1 protein-coding gene is annotated in these 615 nt (G+C 60.5%); it reads left to right on the top strand.

Going from position 1 to position 615, the window contains the following annotated elements:
* The coding region (gene ilvC, locus AC1DWI_RS25715) for a ketol-acid reductoisomerase (RefSeq protein ID WP_477726265.1) at positions 1–615 on the top strand (615 nt) is incomplete at both ends.

The following is a 615-nucleotide window of genomic DNA, read 5'->3' as shown; positions in this document are numbered from 1 at the left end:
CGACGTCTGGATGGTCGCCCCCAAGGCACCTGGCCACACGGTGCGCAATACCTACGCCCAGGGCGGCGGCGTACCTCACCTGGTTGCTGTGCACCAGGACAAGTCCGGCAAGGCCCGCGACCTGGCTCTCTCCTATGCCATGGCCAATGGCGGCGGCAAAGCCGGCATCATTGAAACCAACTTCCGCGAAGAAACCGAAACCGACCTGTTCGGCGAGCAGGCCGTTTTGTGCGGCGGTACCGTCGAGCTGATCAAGGCCGGCTTCGAAACGCTGGTGGAAGCTGGCTACGCCCCCGAAATGGCGTACTTTGAATGCCTGCACGAACTCAAGCTGATCGTTGACCTGATCTATGAAGGCGGCATCGCCAACATGAACTACTCGATCTCGAACAACGCTGAGTACGGCGAATACGTGACAGGCCCGAACATCGTGACCTCGGCCACGAAAGACGCGATGCGCAAGTGCCTGAAAGACATCCAGACGGGTGAATACGCCAAGAGCTTCCTGTTGGAAAACCAGGCTGGCGCGCCAACCCTGCTGAGCCGCCGCCGCCTGAATTCCGAGCACCAGATCGAGATCGTGGGCGAAAAGCTGCGCGCCATGATGCCCTGGAT

The sequence above is a fragment of the Polaromonas sp. P3_C2 genome (assembly GCF_056402675.1).
Note: the sequence above shows the minus strand (reverse complement) of the source record. Positions and strands in the feature narration are given on the sequence as shown.